The organism is Variovorax sp. DAIF25 (genome assembly GCF_050711835.1).
Taxonomy (GTDB): domain Bacteria; phylum Pseudomonadota; class Gammaproteobacteria; order Burkholderiales; family Burkholderiaceae_C; genus Variovorax.
This window is the reverse complement of the sequence record NZ_CP136636.1, coordinates 5,974,215-5,991,030: the sequence shown is the minus strand read 5'-3', so window position 1 is coordinate 5,991,030 and position 16,816 is coordinate 5,974,215. Positions and strand designations below refer to the sequence as shown.

At 70.0% G+C, this 16,816-nt stretch carries 16 protein-coding genes; 11 read left to right on the top strand and 5 right to left on the bottom strand.

Annotation, left to right across the window (positions count from 1 at the left end):
• Positions 1-26: 26 nt before the first annotated feature.
• Both R0232_RS27640 and R0232_RS27635 read left to right on the top strand, forming a co-directional pair.
• A complete protein-coding gene (locus tag R0232_RS27640; RefSeq protein ID WP_177239237.1) occupies positions 27-1,409 on the top strand; it encodes a cache domain-containing protein in 1,383 nt (460 codons plus the stop codon).
• Positions 1,410-1,458: 49 nt separating this feature from the next.
• The gene (locus tag R0232_RS27635; RefSeq protein WP_093340682.1) at positions 1,459-2,112 is read left to right on the top strand and encodes a response regulator; all 654 of its coding nucleotides are present in this window, start codon (positions 1,459-1,461) and stop codon (positions 2,110-2,112) included.
• A gap of 60 nt (positions 2,113-2,172) precedes the next feature.
• On the opposite strand, the gene R0232_RS27630 is transcribed toward R0232_RS27635, so the two are convergent.
• Complete coding sequence (locus R0232_RS27630; protein WP_431510165.1) at positions 2,173-3,048, bottom strand: DUF1444 family protein; 876 nt, start codon at positions 3,046-3,048, stop codon at positions 2,173-2,175.
• Positions 3,049-3,396: 348 nt separating this feature from the next.
• Here R0232_RS27630 and R0232_RS27625 point away from each other — a divergent pair, with 348 nt between their 5' ends.
• Both R0232_RS27625 and R0232_RS27620 read left to right on the top strand, forming a co-directional pair.
• The gene (locus R0232_RS27625; RefSeq protein ID WP_093340680.1) at positions 3,397-3,687 is read left to right on the top strand and encodes an HU family DNA-binding protein; all 291 of its coding nucleotides are present in this window, start codon (positions 3,397-3,399) and stop codon (positions 3,685-3,687) included.
• A 152-nt stretch (positions 3,688-3,839) separates the two neighbouring features.
• Positions 3,840-4,379: a C40 family peptidase gene (locus tag R0232_RS27620; protein ID WP_431510164.1), complete on the top strand. Its 540-nt coding sequence runs from the start codon at positions 3,840-3,842 to the stop codon at positions 4,377-4,379.
• A gap of 9 nt (positions 4,380-4,388) precedes the next feature.
• Here the strand turns inward: R0232_RS27620 and R0232_RS27615 are convergent, their stop codons facing one another.
• Positions 4,389-4,748 (bottom strand): hypothetical protein, encoded by a 360-nt coding sequence (locus tag R0232_RS27615; RefSeq protein WP_431510163.1) that lies wholly within the window; start codon positions 4,746-4,748, stop codon positions 4,389-4,391.
• 233 nt (positions 4,749-4,981) lie between these two features.
• Between R0232_RS27615 and R0232_RS27610 the strand changes: the two genes are divergently transcribed.
• The 4 genes from R0232_RS27610 to R0232_RS27595 all read left to right on the top strand — a co-directional run bounded on the left by R0232_RS27610 (position 4,982) and on the right by R0232_RS27595 (position 9,292).
• A complete protein-coding gene (locus R0232_RS27610; protein ID WP_296787083.1) occupies positions 4,982-7,060 on the top strand; it encodes a carbon starvation CstA family protein in 2,079 nt (692 codons plus the stop codon).
• Positions 7,061-7,086: 26 nt separating this feature from the next.
• On the top strand, positions 7,087-7,323 hold the full coding sequence (locus tag R0232_RS27605) for a YbdD/YjiX family protein (RefSeq protein WP_093340672.1): 237 nt from the start codon (positions 7,087-7,089) through the stop codon (positions 7,321-7,323).
• 59 nt (positions 7,324-7,382) lie between these two features.
• Positions 7,383-8,108: an SIR2 family NAD-dependent protein deacylase gene (locus R0232_RS27600; protein ID WP_431510162.1), complete on the top strand. Its 726-nt coding sequence runs from the start codon at positions 7,383-7,385 to the stop codon at positions 8,106-8,108.
• Between the two features lie 116 nt (positions 8,109-8,224).
• A complete protein-coding gene (locus tag R0232_RS27595; RefSeq protein ID WP_208514153.1) occupies positions 8,225-9,292 on the top strand; it encodes an IS30 family transposase in 1,068 nt (355 codons plus the stop codon).
• 319 nt (positions 9,293-9,611) lie between these two features.
• Here R0232_RS27595 and R0232_RS27590 read toward each other — a convergent pair whose 3' ends face one another.
• Together R0232_RS27590 and R0232_RS27585 are read right to left on the bottom strand one after the other, a co-directional pair.
• Positions 9,612-10,070 (bottom strand): N-acetyltransferase family protein, encoded by a 459-nt coding sequence (locus R0232_RS27590; RefSeq protein ID WP_431510161.1) that lies wholly within the window; start codon positions 10,068-10,070, stop codon positions 9,612-9,614.
• Between the two features lie 58 nt (positions 10,071-10,128).
• The gene (locus R0232_RS27585; protein ID WP_431510160.1) at positions 10,129-11,394 is read right to left on the bottom strand and encodes a DUF1835 domain-containing protein; all 1,266 of its coding nucleotides are present in this window, start codon (positions 11,392-11,394) and stop codon (positions 10,129-10,131) included.
• A 212-nt stretch (positions 11,395-11,606) separates the two neighbouring features.
• On the opposite strand from R0232_RS27585, the gene R0232_RS27580 reads away from it, so the two are divergent.
• The 3 genes from R0232_RS27580 to R0232_RS27570 all read left to right on the top strand — a co-directional run bounded on the left by R0232_RS27580 (position 11,607) and on the right by R0232_RS27570 (position 16,036).
• A complete protein-coding gene (locus tag R0232_RS27580) occupies positions 11,607-14,054 on the top strand; it encodes a YadA family autotransporter adhesin (RefSeq protein ID WP_431510159.1) in 2,448 nt (815 codons plus the stop codon).
• A 105-nt stretch (positions 14,055-14,159) separates the two neighbouring features.
• A complete protein-coding gene (locus R0232_RS27575) occupies positions 14,160-14,807 on the top strand; it encodes a TetR/AcrR family transcriptional regulator (RefSeq protein WP_281078252.1) in 648 nt (215 codons plus the stop codon).
• Positions 14,804-16,036 (top strand): glycosyltransferase, encoded by a 1,233-nt coding sequence (locus R0232_RS27570; RefSeq protein WP_431510158.1) that lies wholly within the window; start codon positions 14,804-14,806, stop codon positions 16,034-16,036. The genes R0232_RS27575 and R0232_RS27570 overlap by 4 nt, the downstream gene beginning before the upstream one ends.
• Here the strand turns inward: R0232_RS27570 and R0232_RS27565 are convergent, their stop codons facing one another.
• The gene (locus R0232_RS27565) at positions 16,037-16,753 is read right to left on the bottom strand and encodes a hypothetical protein (RefSeq protein ID WP_431510157.1); all 717 of its coding nucleotides are present in this window, start codon (positions 16,751-16,753) and stop codon (positions 16,037-16,039) included. It lies immediately after the preceding gene.
• Positions 16,754-16,816 lie beyond the last annotated feature (63 nt).

Genomic DNA, 16,816 nt, shown 5'->3' with positions numbered 1-16,816 from the left:
GGGCGGTGGTAGTCTTCGCGCCCGAGATGAACCTGCGCACCAAGATCGTGGCCCTGGCCGTCGCACCGCTGCTGGTGGCGCTGGTGCTGGTCGCGCTCGCCGTGCGGCACCAGGAGCACGACCTCGCGCAGCGCGAGCGCGCGTTGATCGAGCAGAGCTACATGACCCAGCGGCGCAACGAGCTGCGCAGCTATGTCGACCTCGCGATCAGCATCGTCAAGCCGCTGTACGACGCCGGCCAGGACGACGAGGCCACGCGCGCCGAGGCGCTGCGCCGGCTGGCCGCGCTCGACTACGGCGACGACGGCTACTTCTTCGTCTACGACCTGCAGGGCCGCTCGCTGATGCATTCGCGCCAGCCCGACCTCGTGGGCCAGGACCTCTGGGGGCTCAAGGATTCCAGCGGCCGCTTCACGATCCAGGACCTGATCGCGCGCGCGAAGGAGGGCGGCGGCTACGTCGAGTACGAATGGCGCAAGCCCTCGAGCACGCAGCGCGCGCCCAAGCTCGGCTACGTGGTCGCGCTGCCGCGCTGGAACTGGATGGTCGGCACCGGCCTGTACCTCGACGACATGGAAGCCACCGTGCAGTCGCTCGACCGCCAGATCAGCGCCAACGTCACGACCACCCTGCTGTGGATCGCCGGCATCGCGGCGCTGTGCCTGGGCGTGGTCAGTGCCGGCGGCCTGCTGCTCAACCTCAGCGAGCACCGCGTGGCCGAGGCCAAGCTGCGCCTGCTCGCGCGCCGCGTGGTGCAGTCGCAGGAGGAGGAGCGCGGCCATCTCGCGCGCGAGCTGCACGACGGCACCAGCCAGACCCTGGTGTCGGCCAAGCTGCTGATCGAGTCGGCCGTCGATGCGCTCGACCGCGCGCAGCATCCCGCGCCGCCCGCGCTGGGCAAGGCGCTGCAGCGGCTCAACGATTCGCTGACCGAGGTGCGCCGCATCTCCCACCGGCTGCGCCCCGCGCTGCTCGACACGCTGGGCCTGCCGGCCGCGCTCGAGCGGCTGGTCGACGAGTTCGGCGAGGAGGGCCAGGGCTCGACCGCCGCCTCGCTGATGGTCGAGGGCGAGCCCTTCGAGCTGTCGCAGGAAGTGAAGACCGCGCTGTTCCGCACCACGCAGGAGGCGCTGACCAACGTGCGCAAGCATGCGCTTGCGCACGAGGTGCACATCGCGCTGGCCTTCGGCGAGCGCGAGGTGCGGCTCGAGGTCGGCGACGACGGCATCGGCTTCGACGTCGATGCCGTGCAGCTCGATCCGCGGCGCGGCATCGGCCTGCGCAACATGCGCGAGCGCGTGGCCTCGATCGACGGGCAGCTCGTGGTGCGCTCGGGCAGCGGGCGCACGCGCATCGTCGCGATCGTGCCCGCGGCGGCCGCGCGGGCCGTGGGCGGCGCCTCGGGCTGATCGAACCGCGCAACCCCTTCCTTCATCCACCCCAACGAATGCCCCGACGATGACGACCGCCAAGGCCCGCACCCCGGCTCCGATCCGCATCTTCCTGGTGGACGACCATCCGCTGGTGCGCGACGGCCTGCGCGCGCGGCTCGGCGCGCTGCCCGGGCTGGAGATCGCGGGCGAGGCCGGCAGCGCGGCCGAGGCGCTCGCGCAGATGGACAGCGTGCGGCCCGACCTGCTGCTGGTCGACATCGGCATGAAGGACATGAACGGCATCGAGCTGGCCGCGCTGCTGCTCGAGCGCGAGCCCGCGCCGCACGTCGTGATGCTCAGCATGTACGACAACCCCGAGTACGTGCAGCGCGCGCTGCAGGCCGGCGCGCACGGCTACGTGCTGAAGGACGCGCCGGCGTCGGAGATCGTCGCGGCCATCGAGGCCGTGTCCGCGGGCGGTACCTTCCTGAGCCCGGCCGTGTCGAAGAAGCTGTTCCGCAACCAGACCCCGCGCCCGCTGCTAACGCCGCGCGAGAGCGAGATCCTCGCGGCGCTGGGCCGCGGCGAATCGAGCAAGCAGATCGCGCGCGACCTCGGCCTGAGCGTGCGCACGGTCGAGGCGCACCGCCAGAGCATCAAGCGGCGGCTTGGGATCGAGGGGCAGGCCGAGCTGATCAAGTATGCGGTGGAGCATGCGAGGGAGTTCGAGCGGCGCTGAGGCGCCAACGCATCGGCCGCCGCTCCCGGACCGATGACGCGGTGGCAGCGCGTGCCTTGCTCAGCGCTGCACCTCGATCCGGCCGTCCGTCCACACCTTCAGCACCGCGGGCGACAAGGCATAAGGCTGCGCATGGAAGTCGTTGCGAACGTTCTCCCGCGCGCTTGCCTGGAACTGGGGGGAGTTTCCCGCGCCCCACATGATGAGGAAATCTCGATTGGGGATGGCCGCGAGGAAAGGGTCGCCGAGCACCTTGGCCGCCTCCTGCCGAATCCAGGGGACCAGCACGCGAACGGCGTCGTATCCGTCCTTCGTCTCCGAAGCGAGAAAGAGATCCGGCTTGCTGCCGCCGCCTTGAAGGCGGATCGACTTGTGCTGCTGGTCGACGTTCTTCAATGCCGTTTCGTAGAGGCTCTTCTCGGCGATGCCCCACCGGACCCGGTCTTCCTCGCGGACGTAGACGTAGCCTCCGGGCTGGTCGAGCACCACGGCGAGCTCCACCTCCGGTGCAAAGGCGCGCGTGACCAGCACGCGCTTGCCTTCGAAGGGCTTCAGATAGCTGGACGGCATGAATTGCAGATGGACTCGGGTCCGTGCAGCGGCCCATGTCGTCGGGCGCTTCTGGTCCGCGTTCCGGTTCAGCGCGATGCTGGTTTCGAAATACGCGAGCATGTCCGTCTGCCGTTGCGCCGCGCTGGTGCCCGGCACCATCGTGCACAACCGCCCGCGCAGGTTCTGCAGCCCCAGCGTGGCCGCGCCGGCCTGGATCGTGTCGGATGTCGCACCCGGTTCGAAACGCTCCGTCGGGTACTGCTTCCTCAGCAGTGCCAGCGCTTCGGACTGGAGCGCGGGGTACCCCAGATCGCATGCCCAGACCGTGCCTGTCAGGCAAGCCAACAGCAGCGCGAGAGCGCATCGCATCCTTGGCAGCGTCATGTCCTTCTCCTCCGGTATTTCTGCAGGCATTGTGCCGCCGGTCGGAAAAGTTCCCTTCCGTACGCACTTGCCACGAACTTCGGAGTTTCCGAACGAAACGAAAGTAAACGAATGAGCACCGGCCTCATGCCGACCGCACAACCCGCGCCCGCATGAGGTAGAACCGCAGCCTCGCCGCGCGGCGACGGATCGCTCCGAACCCGTGCATCGTTCACGCTGCCTCGCTTTCGCGTGCGTGCCGGCCGACGGCCGGCGTAGCGCCCGTTAAATTCGAGCCGGTGCGTCCCCGCCGCTTCGCTGCGCGGGGGCGTCACCGAACTGTCATCCATCCACAAGGAATCACTCGTTTTGAACAAGACCGACCTCATTGCCGCCATTGCCAACGACACCAGCCTGAGCAAGGCCGACGCCGCCCGCGCCCTCGACGCGGCGCTCGACAACCTCTCGCGCGCGCTCGCCGGCGGCGACACGGTGCAACTGATCGGCTTCGGCACCTTCGCGGTGACCAGCCGTCCCGAGCGCACGGGCCGCAACCCGTCGACCGGCCAGCCCCTGACGATCAAGGCCAGCAAGGCCCCCAAGTTCACCGCCGGCAAGGCGCTGAAGGACGTGGTGAACGGCGTGGCGCAGCAGGCCTGATCCCGTGCTTCGCGGCGCGCGGTTCACGCGCGCTGCACCCCAGCCCTCCGCGGGCCCGCGCATCCGATGCGCGTGGAACGCGGAGGGTTTGCTTTTGGCGCGCGGGCATTCGCGCTAGAGTGCGCGCACGTTCACAAGACCCGTCCATCGACATGCACGACGCACGCGCGCACGACCCCGGCCACCGCATCCCGACGCAACTGCATCGGTTCCTTGCCGCCGGGGCCTGCGCGGTGGCGATCCTGGCCGCGGGCTGCGCCAGCCGGCCCCCGTCGACCTCTTCGCCATCGATTCCCGCGGTGCGCAGCTCGCCGCTGAGCGACGAGCAGTCGAACAGCATCGCGATCCATGCATTGGGGCTGGTCGGCACGCCGTACCGCTACGGCGGCAACACGCCCGATGGCGGCTTCGATTGCAGCGGCCTGATCGGCTACGTCTACCGCGAGAGCGTGGGGCAGTCGACGCCGCGCACGGTGGCGCGCATGGCCTCGTTCGGGCAGGGCGTGCCGACCTCCGAGATGCGCACCGGCGACCTCGTGATCTTCGGCGCGGGCACGCCGACGCATGCGGGCATCTACGTGGGTGCGAACCGCTTCGTGCATGCGCCCTCGACCGGCGGCGAGGTCAGGCTCGACCGGCTCGACGGCATCTACTGGTCGCGCCAGCCGGTGCAGGTGCGGCGGCCCGGCTGAGCCGCGCGCTCACTCCTCGGCCTCGCGTCTCGCGCGCTGCTTGCGCCGGCGCCAGTCGGCCTGTTCGTCGTCCTCGGCCCAGCGCGCGAGCAGCGCGGCACGGGCCGTGCCGTGGGTCGCGCGCAGGGCCGCGGCATCGTCGCAGGTCAGGGGCAGCCAGTCGTTCGCCTGCATGAGATGGAGCCACTGCGCGCCGCAATGGCTGCACGACGCGAGCCGCAGTTCGTGCCTGCCGGCGTGCCCGAGCAGCGCCTGCGTGCCCAGCGCGGGCGTGCCGCAGCAGGTCCACAGCAGCGTCATGTCGGGCCGGGCCCGCACCTGGCCGGCCCAGGCCGCGGCGCGGCGCCACAGGGCGTTGTTCGTGTTCATGCGCATGCTCGCAGTGCTGGCATCGGAAATGCATCGAGTATGGAAAGCCGCGCATAAAAACGGCGTCGAATGCGCGGCGGGGTGCATCAAGAAGCCGTAAACGCCGCCGATCGCGCGGCCCTCGGGTTTTCCATTACGCAAAGCCACGCGCTCCGCCCGCGCGGTGCGACGGATGGCAGCGCGCGCGCATCCGGCAAGACTCCCGGGGTTCGACAAATCCGAGGAGACAAAGCATGCAGAGCATCCGCCGCCACCTGGTGTGGCTCGTCATCGCGGTGTTCGGCGCCTTCGCGCTGGGCACCGTGGCCCTGAGCCGTGGGGAAACGATCAACGCGATCTGGGTGGTCGCCGCCGCGATCTGCACCTACCTGATCGCCTACCGCTACTACAGCCTGTTCATCGCCGACAAGGTGCTGGGCCTGGACGGCAATCGCAAGACGCCGGCGCACCGCCACAACGACGGCCTGGACTACGTGCCGACCGACAAGAACGTGCTGTTCGGCCACCACTTCGCGGCCATCGCGGGCGCGGGCCCGCTGGTGGGGCCGGTGCTGGCGGCGCAGATGGGCTACCTGCCCGGACTGCTGTGGGTGCTCGCGGGCGTGGTGTTCGCGGGCGCGGTGCAGGACTTCATCGTGCTGTTCATCTCCACGCGCCGCGACGGCCGCTCGCTCGGCGACCTGGTCAAGCAGGAGATGGGCGTGGTGCCCGGCATGATCGCGCTGTTCGGCACCTTCATGATCATGATCATCATCCTCGCGGTGCTGGCGCTGATCGTGGTGAAGGCGCTGGCCGAATCGCCGTGGGGCACCTTCACCGTGGCCGCGACGATTCCCGTGGCGGTCTTCATGGGCCTCTACCTGCGCTACATCCGCCCGGGCCGCATCGGCGAGGTGTCGATCATCGGCTTCGTGCTGCTGATGCTCGCGATCTTCGGTGGCCAGTGGGTCAGCCAGGACCCGGTCTGGGGCCCGGCCTTCACCTTCGACGGCAAGGCGCTGACCTGGATGCTCGTGGGCTACGGCTTCGTCGCCGCGAGCCTGCCGGTGTGGCTGCTGCTCGCGCCGCGCGACTACCTGTCGACCTTCCTGAAGATCGGCACCATCATCGCGCTGGCGATCGGCATCGTGGTGGTGGCGCCCACGCTGCAGATGCCCGCGGTGACGCAGTTCGCGCAGGGCAACGGCCCGGTGTGGTCGGGCAACCTGTTCCCGTTCCTGTTCATCACCATCGCCTGCGGCGCGGTGTCGGGCTTCCATGCGCTGATCTCCTCGGGCACCACGCCCAAGATGCTCGACAACGAGCGCCATGCGCGCTTCATCGGCTACGGCGGCATGCTGGCCGAGTCCTTCGTCGCCGTGATGGCGCTGGTGGCGGCCTCGTGCATCGAGCCCGGCATCTACTTCGCGATGAACAGCCCCGGTGCCCTGATCGGCACCACGGTGCAGCAGGCGGCGCAGACCATTTCGGGCTGGGGCTTCGTGGTCACGCCCGAGATGCTGCTGCAGACCGCCAAGGACGTGGGCGAGACCACCATCCTGGGCCGCGCCGGCGGCGCGCCCACGCTCGCGGTCGGCATGGCGCACATCCTGCACCAGGTGATCGGCGGCCAGGCCATGATGGCCTTCTGGTACCACTTCGCGATTTTGTTCGAGGCGCTCTTCATCCTGACGGCGGTCGATGCCGGCACGCGCGCGGGCCGCTTCATGCTGCAGGACCTGCTGGGCAGCTTCGTGCCCGCGCTCAAGCGCACCGACTCGCTGCCGGCCAACCTGGTCGCGACCGCGCTGTGCGTGGCGGCCTGGGGCTACTTCCTCTACCAGGGCGTGGTCGATCCGCTGGGCGGCATCAACACGCTGTGGCCGCTGTTCGGCATCTCGAACCAGATGCTGGCCGCGGTGGCGCTGCTGCTCGGCGTGGTGGTGCTGTTCCGCATGAAGCGCGAGCGCTATGCCTGGGTGGCGGCGGCGCCGGCCGTGTGGCTTTTGGCCTGCACGCTGACCGCGGGCTGGCAGAAGATCTTCTCGAGCGATCCGAAGATCGGCTTCCTCTCGCATGCGGCGAAGTACAGCGAAGGCCTGGCCAACGGCGTGCTGGTGGCCCCGGCCAAGACCACGGCGGCGATGGAGCGCATCGTCTTCAACGACCGGCTCGATGCCGCGTTGTGCGCGCTGTTCATGTTCGTGGTGCTCAGCGTGCTGGTCTACAGCATCAAGGCCTGCATCGCGGCGCGCGCGGCCAACCGGCCGACCGCGCACGAGACGCCGTTCGAGCCGATGGGCGGCGCGGTGGCGGCGCGCGGCGCGCACTGAGTGCGCGAACCGCAAGGGAACGCACGATGCCCATCGATGAAGCGCTCGCCACCACGGAAGGCCGCGGCCTCGCGGACACCGGGCGCTACATCGCGCGCTCGATCCGGCAGTCGCTGCGGCTGATGGTCGGGCTGCCCGACTACGACGTCTACCTGAGCCACATGGCGGCCACGCATCCCGACCGGCCGCCGATGAGCTACGAGGCCTTCTTCCGCGAGCGGCTCGAGGCGCGCTACGGCGCGGGCAAGGGGCGCTGCTGTTGAGCTGGGCGAGAATGGTCCGCTGACGATCACCACGCTTCCGAAGGAAGCGTTTTTCATTCATGCAAGACGAGTTGGAGACGGCGATCGGCCTGCTGAACGCAAGCCGGCGCGTCGTCGTTTTTTCCGGCGCGGGGCTGTCCCGCGCCTCGGGCATCCCGACCTACCGGGACGCCGATGGGCTGTGGATGCAGCAGAACGCGATCCAGTTCTCGCATGCGGAGGACCTGGCGCGCGATCCCGCGGGTTTCACGAAGTTCTGGGGACAGCGTCTGGCCGTGATCGAGGAAGCAGCGCCGAATGCCGGGCATCGGGCGCTGGCTGCGCTGCAGCGGTTGCGGCCGGCTACGCGGCTGATCACGCAGAACGTCGACGGGTTGCTGACGCAGGCGGGATGCATGGACGTGCTGGAGCTGCATGGGAATTTGCGGCGCTGGCGGTGCGATCGGTGCGGCAATCGGCATGGGCCCTGGCCCTTTCATCGCTGCCTGCGGTGTGGGGGGCATGCGCGGCCCGATGTGGTGATGTTTGGGGAGATGCTGAATCCGGGGGTGTTGATGGATGCGCAGGAGGCTTCGGTGGACTGCGATCTGTTCTTGCTGGTTGGGAGTACGGCTGTGGTCTATCCGGCGGCGGATTTGCCTGTGTTGGCGATGGGGCACGGGGCTGCTTTGATCACGCTGAATCTCGAGCCTGTTGGGCATCTGGATGATCGGGCGCGTGTTGTGTTGAGGGGAGCTTCGGAAGTCTTGTTGCCGTTGATGGTGGATGGGTTGAAGGGGGTTTGAGATTGCAGGCCGGGTCTCGCCCCGGCGGGCGACTCACTTTTCTTGTCTCGCCAAGAAAAGTAAGGGCGGTCTCAAATATCAAGTGCAACACTCTTCAGCCCTCAGGAGAGTGATGTATGTCGAGCGGTTACGAGCAGTTGAGAGCAGAAGAGCGAGGGGTGATCATGGCTATGAGCCTGCAAGGCAGTAGTGCCAGATCGATTGGGCGGATGTTGAACCGAGCACCAAGCACTATCACCCGAGAGTTGCGACGCAACGGCCACCATGCAGAGGGTGAAGTGGTGTGGGGACGTCCGCGTCTTGCGCCTGGTTACGACGCGGTGTCTGCTGGCAAGCGTGCGCTGCGGATGAGGCGGCGTGCCCGCCGAGTGCGCAAGCTTCGCCCGCACACGGCGTTGTGGTCACGCACGATGGAACTGCTGGGAAGGCGCTGGTCGCCCCAACAGATCGCCACTATCCTCAAGCGCGAACAGCCCGCACGCGCCGATATGCAAGCCTCGCACGAAACGATCTACACCGCCATTTACGCTCGCCCCAAGGGGGAGCTGCGCAAAGAGTTGACGTCATTGCTGCGCCAAGCCCGTGGTGCGCGCCGGCCTCACGGCCGCAATGCGGAGCAACGCGGCAAGTTGGCGGACATGCTCAGCATCCACGTACGTCCGCCCGAAGTGAACGACCGACTGGTACCAGGACATTGGGAAGGCGACCTGATCAAAGGGGCACGCAATCAGTCGTGCGTGGGCACCTTGGTGTGTCGCAGAACCTGTTTCGTGATGATCGTGAAGGTCGATGGTGCGACGGCGCTGGATGTCTTCAGAGGCTTCGAGGCCGCATTTGGCCCGCTGGACGAAGCGCTTCGCAAGAGCCTGACGTATGACCAAGGCAAGGAGATGGCGCTGCACAAGCGGCTGGCCGAGAGCACGGGGTTGACGATCTACTTCGCTGATCCTCACAGTCCCTGGCAACGAGGGCGAAACGAGAACATCAATGGGCTGATCAGGCAGTACCTGCCAAAAGGCACCGACCTGAGCGTCTACAGCCAGCGCCAGCTCGATGCCATTGCCTGGGAGCTCAACACCCGTCCGCGCAACACGCTCGATTGGAAGACGCCTGCGGAGGCCTTCTTCCAGGACTGCCTCGACCACAATGCGCAGTTTCCAGAGGGTGTTGCACTTGGAGTTTGAGACCGCCAAGCAAAAGAAGGCGACCCCACTGTCTGCGACCCTCCGCTTCGCTACGGGCAACCTGCGGTGCTCGCGTTTCGCGGGGTCTCGCAGAACTCGCTTCGCTCAAACAGCTGCGAGCCCTGATCCGCGAAACGCTGCGCTCCTCGGCGCAGCCAGAGGGGGTGGCTCGGGCCTTTGCTTCGCTCGGCCTTGCAATGCCGCTCGGGCCATCGCTTCGCTCGGCTTCTTGTTCCCTCTCCCTCTGGGAGAGGGCTAGGGTGAGGGCTCCGGGCCTCGCAACTGGGCTGAGCCTGCCCATCGCCGCCCTCGCGCAGCACTACGAATCCGCAGTAAACCGGTGATACATGAAGTACTTCCCATCCTGCTCCCACCCCTGCCGTTCAAAGAGCTGCTGCGCCGACACGTTGTCGCGCGCGACATTCAGCGAAACGCGCGCGGCGCCCAGCGACCACGCATACGACTCAAGAGCCGAGAGAAGACGCGAGCCGATGCCCTTACGGCGCCCGGCCGCGGCGACGAACAGGTCGTTGAGGATGAACACGCGCGTGAGCGAGACCGACGAGAAGATCGGGTAGAGCTGCGCGAAGCCTACGGGCACGGTGCCGTCGTGGCAGAGGAAGACCACCGATTCGCCATGGTCGAGACGCTCGCGCAGGAAGGCGCGTGCGGCGGGCAGGTCGCCGGGCTGGCCCTGGAACTGGCGGTACTGATCGAACAGCGCGGCCAGTGCATCGAGGTCGGCCATCACGGCCTGGCGGACGGAGATCGTGGTCATGGGGCGCTCGGATGAGATGAAGCGCGCAGGGTAGCAAAGCGCCTTGCGCACTTCGGACTCAGCGAGGCTCGCCGCGCCACACGGGGCGCAGTGCATCGTCGATCGTCCAGTGCGCTTTGCGGGGCTCGATGCGCACGCCGCCGATCCAGCGTTCGTGGCTCGCATGGTCGATCCAGTACCTCTCGCCCGCGAGCACGCGCCGGCCCAGTGTCGTGAGTTCGAGCGGGCGCCGGGGCCAGTCGCGCCGTGCATCGGATTCCACGATCAGCGGCTCGGCCGCGTCGATCAAGGGACGCACGAGCGCATGGAACATCAGGTCGCCGAGAAAGGGCAGCGGCTCGCGGTGCTCGTTGAGTTCGGCGTAGACCTGGCCGAACGCGAGCCGGTCGTGCTCGTCGATGGCCTGGAGCACCAGGCGCTCGGTCAGCGAGAGGCCGTCGCGCAGCGAGGGCAGCTCCTGCAATTGCCGCCGCAACGCGGGCGCGAGGAAGGGCAGGGCGGGCGTCTCGCCGTGCGCGATGTCGGCCCAGGCCTCGGGCGAGGGCGCGCGGTAGGCGCGCCATGCGTTGCGCGCGAGTTCGAGCGCGGACGCATCGATGGGCCTGCGGCGCGGCCACAGCCAGGCCAGCACGGCTGGTGCGAGTTGGCCGATGCCGATGAAGCGGTCGACGCCGGGCACGCGATCGATCTCGATCAGCTCGAGCTTCGCGGGCAGGCGCTCGAGCCGCGCGAGCACGGCGATCAGGAACAGCTGGTCGTAGGCATCGGCCTCGCACCAGAGCACGGCGCGGCTTGCATCGGGCAGGCGCGCGAGCGCTTCGTACTCGCCGCGCATGCGGCCGCGTGCATCGTCGGGCGGCAGGCCGAAGGTCCGGGCGACGAAGGCGCTGCGCGTCTCGATGAAGGCGGCTTCGGGCTGCTCGGGCACCGGGCCCATGCACAGCGGGTCCGCGAACATGTGGAAGTCGCCGCGGAAACCGGCGAGCTGCAGGGTGTGGGCGATGTCGTTGCCGCAGCGCCAGTGCCGGGTGCCGGCCTCGTCGTCGGCCACGAAGCCCGGATGCGCCGCGGCGAAGTCGACCGCGTCGACATGGGCCTTGAGCCGGGGCCAGCTCGCGAAGCCGAGCTCGCGCGCGATCAGCCATTGGGCGTCGGCCAGCCGTGGTGCCGAAGCGCTCCGACGCGAAGGAAGGGACGGTGGCGCAGCGGCGCTGCCATCGGCGAGCCGTGCGAGCAGTTCCTTGGCGCGCTTGCGCTGCTGCTCGAGGTTGATGTGGCCGCTGCGGGCCGAGGCGCGATGGGTGTCGCGAGGGGTGTTGGACATACGAACTCCAGTGTCGGCCGTGTCCGCTGTCTGGCCGGGAGTCGCATGGGCATGCGATGGGAGATGAAACCTGGGCGCAGCCCTTTCCGCGGACGGGAGGCGTGGAAGACGCCGGCGCCGATTCTAGGAGCGATTTACTTGTTTTCGGGGATGGCTGCACGAGGGCGGCGACGACACACTCCGTTGCGTTTTTTCAACGCACCAGAGACACCATGCAAGCACTCCTTCGCGCCGTGCGCACCCTTCCTCGCTCCGTTCCGAGTGGCCGGTCCTCCATGCTGCGCCTGCTGCGCGCCGTGCCGCTCGCGGCACTGCTCGCGGCCGGCGGGAGCTTCGCCGCGGGCTTCAGCGGCGGCGGTGTCGGCGATGGCGGCGCCAGCGATTCGGGCGGCTCGGGCGGCGGCGGCGGGGCAGCGGCGCAGGCCGCCGGCGGTGCAACGGCGATCGGCGGGGGCGGCAACGGCGGCAATGCGAGTTCGGGCGCGACCGGCGGCGCTGGCGGTGCGGGCGCGAGCGCCACTGCCGCGGGAGGCTCCGCGATCGGCGCGGGCGGGCGCGGCGGCGATGCCAACTCGGTGGGAACGGGGGGACGGGGTGGCGTGGGCGCGAGCGCAACCGGTGGCAGTGCCACGGCCATCGGCGCCGGAGGCAACGGCGGCCAGGGCGGAGCGGGGGGAACGGGTGGCGCGGGCGGCAAGGGGGCCACGGCAGCCGGCAGCGGGGCGATCGCATTGGGTGCGGGGGGCACGGGTGCCGAAGGGTGCTGCGGCGGTACCGCGCCATCGGGCGGCAATGGCGCGCAAGCCTCCGCCACGGGCGCGATCGCACTCGGCAGCGCCGACGGCACGCGCTCGGGCGCCGTCGCATCGGGCGCCGCGAGTACCGCGATCGGTGGCGCGGGCAATGGATCGGCCGGTGCCTCGGCCCAGGCCGCGGGCAGCGTGGCGCTGGGCAGCGGCAGCCAGGTGGCGAGCGGCGCGAACGGCAGCGTGGCGATCGGCGCGAACTCGGTCGCGACCGATGCCAACACGGTCTCGTTCGGATCGGCCGGCCAGACGCGCGGGCTGGTCAACGTGAGCGCGGGCGCGGTGACGGCCACCAGCACCGATGCGGTCAACGGCAGCCAGCTCCACGGCGTGCAGCAGACGGCGAACAGTGCGTCGGCGGCGGCCAGCGCCGCGCAGGGCACGGCGACGGCGGCGCAGACGGCCGCTGCCGCCGCGCAGACCACGGCGGATGCCGCGTCGACGGCGGCGGGCGCGGCGCAAGGCACGGCCACGGCAGCGCAGACGGCGGCCGCTGCCGCGCAGACCACGGCCAACGCCGCATCGACGGCGGCGACCACGGCGCAGGGTACGGCCAGCGCGGCGCAAACGGCGGCCGCCGCCGCGCAGACCACGGCCAATGCCGCATCGACGGCGGCGACCACGGCGCAGGGCACGGCCACCGCGGCGCAGACGGCCGCCGCCGCCGCGCAGACCACGGCCAATGCCGCGTCGACGGCGGCGAATACGGCGCAAGGCACGGCCACGGCAGCGCAGACGGCCGCTGCCGCCGCGCAGGCCACGGGCACGGCCGCGCAGGCCGCCGCCGCCGTGGCACAGACCACGGCCAATGCCGCGCAGACGACCGCCACGGCCGCCCAGGGCGCGGCCGCCACCGCGCAGACCACTGCCAACGCGGCACAGGGCACCGCGACGGCCGCGCAGGGCACCGCCAATTCGGCACTGGGTCTGGCACAGAACTCGGCGCAGTACGGCGCGGGCGGCACCTCGCTGCAGCTCAATGCCAATGGCGGCGCGGGCACCACCATCGCCAACGTCGCGGCGGGCCAGAACGCGACCGACGCGGCCAATGTGGGCCAGGTGCAGCAGGCACAGCAGAGCGCGGTCAGCTCGGCGAACAACTTCACGGTGCAACAGGTCACGGCGCTGCAGGCGCTGATGAACCAGGCGCTGGCCAGCGGCGTGTGCTCGATGAACGCTTCGGGCGCGGTGGCCTGCGGCAGCGGCTCGGTGTCCAGCGGCGCCGGCAGCACCTCGATGGGCACGAACGCGCAGGCGATCGGCGAAGACACGACCGCCATCGGCAACGGTGCGCGCGCCGAGCACAAGGGTTCGGTGGCGATCGGCGCGGGCGCGCGGGCGCTGGCCGACCCCACCACCGCGGTCGGCAACAACGCGGTGGCGACGGGCAACAACGCGGTCGCGCTCGGCGCCAACACGCTGGCCTCGGGCAGCAACTCGGTGGCGCTGGGCCAGGGCTCGGTGGCCGACCGCGACAACACGGTGTCGGTGGGCAATGCGGCCACCGGACAGCTGCGCGCGATCGCCAACGTGGCGCCGGGCCTGCTGGGCACCGACGCCGTCAACGTCAACCAGCTGCAGCAGGCCGTGAGCGGCGCGGTGCAGCAGTCCAATGCCTTCGCCGCGCGCGGCGTGGCGGCCTCGCTCGCGATGCCGGCGATGCCGGCGCTCGCCGCCGGCAAGAAGTGGATGGGCGCGGCCGTGGGCAACTACGCGGGCGCATCGGCGATCGGCTTCGCCTTCGGCTACCAGGTGAGCGAGAACCTCAACCTCGGGCTCGGCGTGTCCACCGCCACCAGCGGCGGCAGCGGCAGCCACATCGCGACGCGGGTGCAGGCGGGCTACGCCTGGTGACGGGGAGGGCGGCCCCGCGGCCGCCTCGTTTCGACCGGAAGTGGATGCCGTTCGATTTTGGATGTCGTATAAACTTGAACGACGTTCAACTTTGAAGGCTTCGCCTTGCCAGTCCCGGAGATCCCCGGCCGCCGCGAGCGGCGGCGCGCGCAGACGCTCGACCACGTGGCGACCACCGCCATGCGGCTGTTCGAGACCCAGGGCTACGACGCCACCACGATGGAGCAGATCGCGCTGCAGGCCGACGTGGCCAAGGGCACGCTCTACAACCACTTCGCGACCAAGGAAGCGGTGCTCGCGCACTGGGTCCACATGGCGCTCGCGGCCGATACCGCGCGGCTGGCCGAGCTGGTCGGCGCGCCCGGCGGCTTCGAGGCGCGGCTCGCGCGCCTGCTCGAGGCCTCGGCCGCATGGTCGCAGCGCCATCGCGCCTACCTGCTCGACTACTTCCGCTTTCGCTTCCTCAACATCGAGTCCGAGATCGACGGCGGTGGCGATCCCGAGGGCCGGCCGCGCGACCTGATCGGGCTGTTCGCGCTGCTGATCCGCGAGGCGCAGCACGAAGGCAGCCTGCGCGCCGACCTCGCGCCCGAGCATCTCGCGCAGCTGCTGCACCACCTGTACTTCGGCGCGCTGATGCGCTGGCTCACCGTGCCGGGCCTGGTGCTGGGCGAGGAGTTCGCGGCGATCGTCGCGGTCTTCGTCGACGGCACGCGCGCCGCCGGCAGGCCCGCGAGGAGGAAGCGCGCATGAAGATCGCGGTCGTCACCTACGGCACCGAGGGCGATGCGCGTCCGCTCGCCGCGCTGTGCCATGCGCTCGACGCGGCCGGCCATTCGACCTTGCTGCTGGCCGATGCCTCCACGCTCGGCACCGCGCAGCGCCTGGGCGTGCGCTCGCAGGCGCTGGCCGGCGACATCCAGGGCGCGCTGGGCGCGAGCGGCGCGATCGCCAACGTGGTGGCGCAGAGCCACAACCCGGGCGCGGCCGCGAAGGCGCTCGCGGCCATCGCCAATGCCAATGCCGCAACCTGGCTGCGGCAGACCGTCGAGGCGGCGCGCGGCTGCGACGCCATCGTGTCGGCGGGCCTCGCGGCCTTCGTCGGGCTCTCGGCCGGCGATGCGTTGCGCGTGCCGGTGATCGGCGCGGGGATGTTCCCGCTCACGCCCACGCGCGATTTCGCCACGCCCTTCGTGCCGCCCGCGAAGGTGCCGCGCTGGCTGCACCGCACCAGCCATCGCTTCGTCAATGCCATGCTGTGGCGTGCCTTCCGCCCGGCGATCAATGCGGCGCGTGCCGAGGTCTGCGGCCTGCCGGCACGCGGGAAGATGTGGGACGGGCACCCGATGCTCTACGGCTTCTCGCCGAGCCTGCTGCCGCGCCCGGCCGACTGGCCCGGCAACGCGGTGGCCTTCGGCCAGTGGATGCCGCCCGCCAGCGCGTGGCAGGTGCCCGCGGCGCTGCAGGCCTTTCTCGACGCGGGCGAAGCGCCGGTCTACCTGGGCTTCGGCAGCATGACGGGCTTCGATGCGGTGCGCATGCGCGCGACCCTGGTCGAGGCGATGGCGGGCCGGCGCACGGTGTTCAACCCGGGCTGGAGCGGCATGGCGGTGCAGGAGCTGCCGGCCAACTTCCACGCGGTGGGCGACGTGCCGCACGACTGGCTGTTCGCGCGCATGGCGGCGGTGGTGCACCACGGTGGCTCGGGCACCACGCATTCGGCGGCGCGCGCGGGCGTGCCCTCGGTGGTGGTGCCGTTCGCGGGCGACCAGTTCTTCTGGGCCCATCAGCTCATGCGTGCCGGCGTGGCGCCCGAGGCGGTGGCCGGCACGCGGCTCACGGCCCGGGACCTGGCGCGCGGCATCGCCTGGACCGACGACGCGGCGGTGCGCTCGCGGGCGCGCGAACTCGGCGAGCGCATGCGCGCCGAGCAGGGACTGGCGCGCGCCGTGGCCTTCATCGAGGCCACGCTCGCGCGCTGATCAGGGGCGCACCAGCGGGATCTGCAGGTTGGTCGGCCGGTTCTGCTCGGTGTCGAAGCCGCGGCCGTCGATGTGGCGCGCGCCCCAGAACAGCATGTCGCCGCGCAGGTAGACGAGGTCGTACTCCATGAAGTGGCGGCCCGCGGCCAGGCCGAAGGGCGCGAAGCTCTTGCCGAACACGCTCTGCGTGCCGTTGAGCTCCCACTTCGCATAGCCCTGGCTCGCCACCTGGTTCAGCAGGTCGGCGAAGCCCTGGATCAGCGGCGTGACCTCGTAGGCCTCGTCGGCCACGAAGTCCACCTTCTGCGCGCCGGCCGCGATCGGGTGCGCGCCGCGCCACAGCATGTGGCCCTTGATGAGGATGCGCGCGAGCGGCACGGCGCCATTCGGGTCGGCCGAATTGACGATGGCGAGCTCGAAGCGGTCGTCGGGCAGGGCCTTGAAGGCGCGCCTCAGGTAGAAGGGCTTGAGCGTGCCGTCGGCATTCTTCGCGGCGCTGGGCCGGACTTCGGGCGCGATGCTGATCCAGTCGCCTTGCACGGCTTGCTTGGTCTGTTCCTCGGTCATGGGTCTGCTCTGGTTGGAAGAAGAAGAGGGAAAGGAGGGAAAAGAGGGAAGGGCGTTCGGCGCCGTGCCGCAGCCGGCAAGCGCTGCCGCGCAGGCGACCAGCGCCGTGGTGAAGGCCTTGCGGCCGTGCGATGCAAGCGTTGTAGCCATGGTCGGACTCCAGGGAGGCCGGCAGTGTCCGGCGGGAGGCCGAACGCTCGTTAACCCAAATCG

Bases quoted from the DNA above. Each gene is read 5' to 3' on its own strand.
- R0232_RS27605 (WP_093340672.1), top strand. From the start codon at position 7,087: ATGCCCATCGATGAAGCGCTCGCCACCACGGAAGGCCGCGGCCTCGCG.
- R0232_RS27615 (WP_431510163.1), bottom strand. From the start codon at position 4,748: ATGAACACGAACAACGCCCTGTGGCGCCGCGCCGCGGCCTGGGCCGGC.
- R0232_RS27570 (WP_431510158.1), top strand. From the start codon at position 14,804: ATGAAGATCGCGGTCGTCACCTACGGCACCGAGGGCGATGCGCGTCCG.
- R0232_RS27595 (WP_208514153.1), top strand. From the start codon at position 8,225: ATGTCGAGCGGTTACGAGCAGTTGAGAGCAGAAGAGCGAGGGGTGATC.
- R0232_RS27580 (WP_431510159.1), top strand. From the start codon at position 11,607: ATGCAAGCACTCCTTCGCGCCGTGCGCACCCTTCCTCGCTCCGTTCCG.
- R0232_RS27640 (WP_177239237.1), top strand. From the start codon at position 27: ATGAACCTGCGCACCAAGATCGTGGCCCTGGCCGTCGCACCGCTGCTG.
- R0232_RS27600 (WP_431510162.1), top strand. From the start codon at position 7,383: ATGCAAGACGAGTTGGAGACGGCGATCGGCCTGCTGAACGCAAGCCGG.
- R0232_RS27565 (WP_431510157.1), bottom strand. From the start codon at position 16,753: ATGGCTACAACGCTTGCATCGCACGGCCGCAAGGCCTTCACCACGGCG.
- R0232_RS27590 (WP_431510161.1), bottom strand. From the start codon at position 10,070: ATGACCACGATCTCCGTCCGCCAGGCCGTGATGGCCGACCTCGATGCA.
- R0232_RS27585 (WP_431510160.1), bottom strand. From the start codon at position 11,394: ATGTCCAACACCCCTCGCGACACCCATCGCGCCTCGGCCCGCAGCGGC.
- R0232_RS27635 (WP_093340682.1), top strand. From the start codon at position 1,459: ATGACGACCGCCAAGGCCCGCACCCCGGCTCCGATCCGCATCTTCCTG.
- R0232_RS27620 (WP_431510164.1), top strand. From the start codon at position 3,840: ATGCACGACGCACGCGCGCACGACCCCGGCCACCGCATCCCGACGCAA.
- R0232_RS27610 (WP_296787083.1), top strand. From the start codon at position 4,982: ATGCAGAGCATCCGCCGCCACCTGGTGTGGCTCGTCATCGCGGTGTTC.
- R0232_RS27630 (WP_431510165.1), bottom strand. From the start codon at position 3,048: ATGACGCTGCCAAGGATGCGATGCGCTCTCGCGCTGCTGTTGGCTTGC.